At 37.2% G+C, this 7,155-nt stretch carries 5 protein-coding genes; all 5 read right to left on the bottom strand.

The features are described from left to right. Positions 1–170 precede the first annotated feature (170 nt). The 5 genes from ACPV3A_RS37305 to ACPV3A_RS37325 all read right to left on the bottom strand — a co-directional run bounded on the left by ACPV3A_RS37305 (position 171) and on the right by ACPV3A_RS37325 (position 6,944). A complete protein-coding gene (locus ACPV3A_RS37305; RefSeq protein WP_036642935.1) occupies positions 171–626 on the bottom strand; it encodes a DUF4367 domain-containing protein in 456 nt (151 codons plus the stop codon). A gap of 313 nt (positions 627–939) precedes the next feature. After that, positions 940–1,530 (bottom strand): hypothetical protein, encoded by a 591-nt coding sequence (locus tag ACPV3A_RS37310; RefSeq protein ID WP_063477317.1) that lies wholly within the window; start codon positions 1,528–1,530, stop codon positions 940–942. Next, positions 1,527–3,158 (bottom strand): integrase, encoded by a 1,632-nt coding sequence (locus ACPV3A_RS37315; protein ID WP_426204943.1) that lies wholly within the window; start codon positions 3,156–3,158, stop codon positions 1,527–1,529. The genes ACPV3A_RS37310 and ACPV3A_RS37315 overlap by 4 nt, the downstream gene beginning before the upstream one ends. Further along, positions 3,158–5,665: a helix-turn-helix domain-containing protein gene (locus ACPV3A_RS37320; RefSeq protein WP_063477672.1), complete on the bottom strand. Its 2,508-nt coding sequence runs from the start codon at positions 5,663–5,665 to the stop codon at positions 3,158–3,160. Before ACPV3A_RS37320 ends, ACPV3A_RS37315 begins: the two co-directional genes overlap by 1 nt. 19 nt (positions 5,666–5,684) lie before the next feature. Then, positions 5,685–6,944 carry a hypothetical protein gene (locus ACPV3A_RS37325; RefSeq protein ID WP_006212418.1) on the bottom strand — a complete coding sequence of 420 codons (1,260 nt, stop codon included), beginning with the start codon at positions 6,942–6,944 and terminating at the stop codon, positions 5,685–5,687. Between the last annotated feature and the right edge of the window lie 211 nt (positions 6,945–7,155).

The raw sequence follows: 7,155 nt of genomic DNA on the forward strand, positions 1-7,155 counted from the left end.
AACATGCAGACGAACCGCCTCTTTCTTGATCTCTTCCGAATACGTTTTATACTTTTGTCCCTTAATTGCCATACAAAAATGCACCCCCTAGAATTTCATCGGATAAACCAGGGGTTTATTCCAATGTCCATTCTAAGGGGTGCACTTCACGTGAGGCTGCAGTTCTTTTTTTATTCTTTAACTTGCTTTGTTATGGTTTCTGCAATTGTAATCATTTCATCTACGTTTAGTGTGAAGCTACTCATTTCAAAATAAACATCGCCCTTAACCCATCTAAGAACCCATCCGCGTTGTTTGCTTTTCCAGGGGTAAAAAGAATAGGTAGTATTATTGATTACCGTTTGTTCTGACTGAGCTACAGGGACCATTGATCTTCGATTTTCTTCAAATATGGTCATAATTAAATCATTATCATCAGAGTCAAAATAAGCTAATAAAATGCTGTTTTCAAATTTTTTTGTTTCAAGTCTCCAACTCTTAGGCACTTCAGGATGTATTGGTTTTTTTATTCTTAATGGTGCATCATAGCCATAACCAACCTCAGGCTTCTTATCGTGAACAGGTTCAGCATGGACAACAGGATGAACTGTGAAAGCAAGCAAAATACAAATCAAAAGCTTCTTCATAATACCTCCGAAAAAGTTAAGTTTATCTTTAGTATTACAATTAAAGCTTTTTTTATGTGGAGGGATTTTAAGTATCACTATACTTTGGCAAGTAATTGTCGGCATTCTCTAACCGTAATAGCCTTTTGTTTTCAGAGAGATGGATTTGGAATTAGAACGCAGCACTTTACCACTCTTTTTATTCACAACAAATTATTTTAGTTCATCTTTGTCCGAGCTATATGAGAGTTCCTTAAAGCTTAGTTGTTCAGCTAAGGATTAATCCGATTTTTTTACTCAAATCGAGACGCAAGCCTAGCGCATCTTCCCACCATCAATTATCAAATAGCTCTGGATACATTTTTACAATATCAGCATTTAAGGCACGATCTTCTGATTTTTTATTTTTAGTGATGGATATGATTTTTTCTAGTGCCTCTTCATCCTGGAAGGTTTTATAAGTACTTTTAACAGCAACTTCAAGGTACTGTTGTCTGAGTAATTTAATTTCGTTCTCAAGCATTTTAATCTGCTTTTCCTTTATAGACAAGTTAGCGGCTAAGTCTTGATTTTGCTTGAGGATTGTATCTGACTCCTTCGCTTTTTGATGCAAAGCATTTAGCATCTGATTGAAATGAGATAACGCGCTAATCAAGCCTGATTTATTATTCCAGTATGTTTCGACAAGTTCCACAACATTAGGTAAGGGAAGTGAAGTTTCAGTTTCTGTATTTTCCAGCTGCATGGGCTCGTTAATCATTGCGATTTGTTCGGACATTCTTCTTTTCCATACAAAGCGGTTTACCCCAGTCTCTCTTTCCAAAATAGAAGGGTTAATCTTCTTCCCAGGATTTTTTGATATATATTTTAACAAGATGTCTTTTAATTGCTTATCCGTATATTTTTGTGGCGCACCTTTTTTCATAATTCGTCCTCCAGCAAATAAGAATCGACCATCGCCTTTTGATCCATCAATCTTCGCAGTTCATTACTCGCTGAGGATAGCCTTTCTTGACTAGTATGCTGATATGTCAACGTAGCACAATCGTAATTTGTGGATTTTGTGACATATCGTATGAGTTCCAATTGTTCCTTTAATCTGCTTTCAAGAGCATCAGAACAATCTTTCAACCAGGCTAATCCCTTTTGTTTGTCTTCTGGTGAGAAAAAATAAAATTCACAAAACCGGCAATCCCCAACCTGACAGCGAGATGGGTGATCCGTACAAAAGCCATGTTCCACTTTGTGCGTCTCTTGGAAATCACTTATTTGATAAATTCTACTTTTAGCAATTATGCCCTGAGTCGCAACATCCCAATTTGATCTCCATAAGTTCACACGTTTCATTCGAAGCATCTGCGCCGCGTGATGGACAAAAGATTGAGCGAAGTGATCCAAATGTTTATGATAATGTAATTGGGTTTCTAATTGACTATGTCCACCCATGCGAGCAATAGTTAACATATTAAACCCTTGCAACATCATATTGCAGAAGGCAAAATGTCTGGTATCGCCAGGCTTTATTCTTTCCAAGTCGCCATACTTCGCAGTAACGATTTCATCATAAAATCGATCAATCATATTAATAAATTGGGAAGCTCCTATCTTTTCTCGCGTTATTTCCTTTGATTTTAATTTAACGTACTTTCGATAAGCTTTATACGATATCAAGTAGGAAGATTCAGTTGCATAAGCTAATGTAAGTCGTTTATAGTCCTCAATTAATTCGAACACTTCCCGATTCACTTGGATAGTATCCGTGACCGCTAGCTTTCCTGGACGGCTGGATAAATTCTTTCTTCGAGGTACAATCATCCAATATCTATCCTCATCATCCTTCATTGTGCAGTCCCTGCTTAAAGAGTAAAATTCGACGGGGCGCATGGGAATAATCCGAGTAATCCTCCACCATAAAAAAATCGGATAATATTGCAATTTTTCTTCGTCTGAAGTACATGTTATAAAATAGTCATCCAAAGCAACATCGAAAAGCAAGATWTCATGAAAATTAGGTAATTCACGTACATTGGAGACTTTCGCATTATAATTAGCACATAAGTCGCAATACAACTCAGTATGAGGATGATTATAAAAAATCAGAAACTCCTTTATACTGGTAGCCATGGCAAACTGTTTATGGTCTCCGAAATGATTTAACGTATCTTCTAAATGTTTGAGATGGTCTAATCGAAAACCTCGGGTAATTCGTATAGCCTCTTTTATTTGTCCTATATTTTGGCGAACGGTTTGCGTAGTAATGCCGTTATACATTTTTTGGACAGAATAGCATTTCAAAGCTTGATTGATTTCACCATAGATTTCACAATCAAACTGAAAAAGAAAATTACTGGATTCCCCTTTAGCCGACCACAAGAAGTCTTCAAAATCGCCTGTTACAATAAGCCCTTTGCGTTCCAATTCTCTGAACATATCCTTGTAATCGTGAAGTTCTTCTAAACTAAAGGTGACAGACTCAATACTTTCTAAAATTTGTCTATCGCTTAATTCCTCTAGGGTTCTTCTTCTGTGTAATGCAGCGTGGAATTTAGCCATTAAACTTCCTCACTAATTAAATTTTGAATAGCAATCATCTTTTCCTTTAAATTGTTAAGATCGATAAAAGTCTGAACATAGGTTTTGCCGAATTGCTGTATCGCCTGACTTAAAAGATCTAGAATTTGAAACAAAAACTTGCGGTCCCTGACCCGAACGGCAGGATACTTGGTATTTTTAATCGATACGATCAATCGATCAAGTTCATGATGAATAGAAATTAGAATATATATCTTCGGTATTGCGTTCTCACAATGTAAGCAAGTCGTTGCCGTTGGTGAAGTGCAACTTGGGAAGGTCAAGCATTGAACATGCTGCAGTTTGGCTGGCATCTCACCTTTATAGATTTTATGCAACAAAGTCATCAGCTCTGTTTCAGTAAGATTCGATAGTTGCAAAGCCAATGAATGTTTACTTTGTTGCTGGCGTACTAAGAATTGGCCAAGTTGTTCCAATTGATAAGGAGAAAGTTCTTTTCGAAACTGTTCGATCAGTGCGGTACTTTGCTCTACCTCTAACTGAGGCGCGTTTGGCATAGATAGACGAATGAGATGATGGTACAGCCATCCAAAGTGCCCTCGGTTAAACAAGTTTAAACTTACCCGTTCAATTGAACCATCTTTGTTTACTGCTTGAATATAGGTTGCAGTCGAGTTTTTATCGGTATGCCCCCTCATTCGTTGAGACAGTTCGTACGCGATATCCGCACTTCCTTTCCCCTCTACGACACTATAAAAGAAATAGGTCAAGAGAGTTCTATTCATTTTTCGACTTTGGAAATCAACAAGATCCGGCCGCTTATCGAAAAATAATCGGATATACGTTTCTTTTTCAAAGTGGACGAATCTTCTTTGGCCCAGTCTGAGTAGTTGTTGATCTCCTTGCATTCTACGATGGATTTCTGTGATCACAAGAACGGTAGCCGTGGGAACAATCATGTCCTGATTAACGAGGAAATGCCCCAGGGCACCAGTTTTGCTAATATACATTCGTTCTACCCGTTTATACAGATGGTTGATGACAGCTTGCGCTTGCTCCTTTGACAGTTTCGTTTCCCTTAGTTGATCAAAAGTCTGTAAATTGCAGACCTCCAGCTCAATATTCGGCAGCTTAATAATGTCTGATGGTCTCCACGCATCAATGACATGCATTAAGACATATAACCATGTTACAGCGTAATCCCTACTTTGGATGGCCTGCTCAATGTGAAGGTCGACATCCCTAACATAACTGTAATAAGCTAAAAATTGTTCCGGACTGTACATCTCTCTTTCTTCTATAGGAAGGGAAGTGATAGCATAACTTTTCGAGAATGAACATAGCCCTTTACCTGTGCAATATTCCAAAAAATAAATGAAAGTGCTTTTATCCCGAATTCCCATTCCAGGATTTCGAAAGATAGTTTCTAATTGTTCTGCATTCATCAAGAATACTTCAGTCTTTAGTAGACGGAATAAACGCTTTAATGTGCTGATATACTCCAGAGCCTTATTGTGGATTGTTTTGCTGTTACCGTGGCTGCTATTAATTTTTAAGATAACAAATTCACGATAGAGATCTACTGTTTTTTGCAACGTATCAGGCACTTCCAGTTCAGCCAACCTGTATTCAAATAAATCAATTGGTCCCGATAGTTCCGCTAATTCTTGTTTTCTATTTCTTTCCTTTTCAATATGTTTAATGGACTCATCAGAAGGTACCATCCACTCATTGTTATGTTTTATACCTCCAGGAATTACTCCCTCCCGAATCAACTCTGATACCCATTTTTTACTAACACCCAAACTTGCGGCAATATCAGTAGGAGGTACATAATCACTTAAAAAAGATTGCGATTCCTTAAACTGATTTATGGACTCAATAGGAATAATCCATCCCGCGTGATGATAGGGAATTTTTTGTTTTTTTGCACCCGTGAATGCACCTTCATTAGCTAATGAGCTAATATTTGCTTTACTCAGTGATAATACTTGTGCAGCTTGATCCGCGGAAAGATATCCTTCAGGTGGTGAAATCGATAATAAATATTCGTCCACACATTCTATTCGAATGTAACGAACACCATTGATGACTTCGACACCCGATAAAATGTTTCTTAATACTAATTTTCTGATCCATGATTCACTTACGGATAAATATTCAGCTGCTTCCGGGAAGGAGAGGAATCCTTCGGGAGAAGAGGACGACTGAATATATTCCTGCACAGACATGGAAGGCACTATCCAAGAACCTCTATGTTTCTTTGCCCCAGCAAATGTTCCTCTCTTAATAAGTCTGCCAACCCAAAGCTCGGAAAGATTAAGTCGTTCAGCGATCTCGGCAATAGTCAAATATTCATCGGGCATGTTTAATAATGCCTTGTAATCCTCCACAGACTTCAGAGGGATTTGCCACGAACCCAATACTTTTATTGCTCCTGTAAACGCGCCGTTTTTCACCAAGCGTAGTAGGCTTCTATAGCCTATTCCTAATTTTTCTGCAGTTTCAGCAGGACTTAAATAAGACATGTTTCTTCTACTCCAATAATCAATTTTTTATTAATTTTGGTAGGTAATCTTTATATAAATGTTGCATCCGGTTCTCAAGTTTCTTTCTCATTCGTTCCGTGTTTCCTTGATACACAAGAGATGATGCAAGATTGGAGTCTCCTCTTGGCAAAGCAATATCGTATGGATTATCAGCTTCTTCGGCTAGGAGATTTGTAAATATGCCTCTGCCTAGATGAGTGGACCATTTATATTCTTCCAGTTTGACTGCATAAATCAGATCATCTGGATTAGACGATTTCCTCAGTTGCTTCAAAAATTCTTTTTTTAATTTACTGAAGTAGGCCCTGTAACTTTGTCCTGACATGGCTTTCCCATCCCGATTTACAAATAACGCATCAGATCCATCCATAGGAGGATAATTTTCAATGTGATTACGATACAGCATCTGCAACCAATCTTGAATTGGGAATACGATTTGTCTTCTTGGTTTTTTTACACCACTTGAACCAGCACTATCTTTAATATCCATTCGCAAGGTTTTTTGTTCTAGGCGAACTACTAAACCGAATTCTCCATAAGAGCCGATAGAATTTACATCGGATTTTCGAATGTTCACAAGCTCTCCTTGTCTAATTCCTCCGAAACACTGCATATAAATTCCCAAGGCAATGGGATTCGCGGTTTTCACAGCCAGCTCAATAAAAGGTAAAATATATTGTTCAGGCAAATCATGAGCTATATGGCCTTGCTTATTTCTCGGCATTATCACTCCTTTAAATGGGGAGACCGTATATTTTTGGTTTGATTTTCCGTACAGGAGCCTTTTTTTAAAGGAACTTTCGTTAACATGAACCAACAGTTTTTTCTTCGCCAAGAACTCAAAGAATAAGGTTAAGGTTCTTTCCGCCTTTCTAAGTGTCATTCTTGATTTGTCTTTTTTCGTTAGTTCGTTCAAATAGTCAGTTCCATGAGAAAAACGAAGTTCTTTTAAAGAAGAAAGCTTATATTTTTGCTGATTATCAATAAGTATGTAATTTAAAAAAGAGCAAAGGTAATTAGCATGGAGCCTTTGAGAATTATACGCTCTATATTTCCAGTAGTGAAAAATAAACTCTGTAAGAGGATGGATGCATAGTCTACCATTCATTTTGTTTTGCAAAACAATTACAGCATGCTTATTAAGGACAGGTTCGCTATCTCGATACCTTTTCCAAAACTCAATTCCAACACTTTGTACACTAAAACGTAACTCATCAATCTTTCTTGAAAAAGGCAAGATTGAACTATTCAGGCTCATTTAAACACCCCCACATCTAATTCAGTAAATAATTATGCTCATTCATGAATTCGAAATATTTAATATGTTACCATATCATTGTTATCGTGTTAAGCAATCAATAATGCTCATAAAGAAAAGGTCCTCAAATTAGTATAAAGCCTTGATAAATCAAGGTTTATGCTAATTATTAATGCACACAACAAAATATGCTCAAAATTTTATAGATACT

The organism is Paenibacillus sp. Dod16 (assembly GCF_049893405.1).
GTDB lineage: Bacteria > Bacillota > Bacilli > Paenibacillales > Paenibacillaceae > Paenibacillus_AQ.

Coding starts and splice junctions, on each gene's coding strand:
- ACPV3A_RS37320 (WP_063477672.1), bottom strand. CDS start 5,665: ATGTCTTATTTAAGTCCTGCTGAAACTGCAGAAAAATTAGGAATAGGC.
- ACPV3A_RS37310 (WP_063477317.1), bottom strand. CDS start 1,530: ATGAAAAAAGGTGCGCCACAAAAATATACGGATAAGCAATTAAAAGAC.
- ACPV3A_RS37305 (WP_036642935.1), bottom strand. CDS start 626: ATGAAGAAGCTTTTGATTTGTATTTTGCTTGCTTTCACAGTTCATCCT.
- ACPV3A_RS37325 (WP_006212418.1), bottom strand. CDS start 6,944: ATGAGCCTGAATAGTTCAATCTTGCCTTTTTCAAGAAAGATTGATGAG.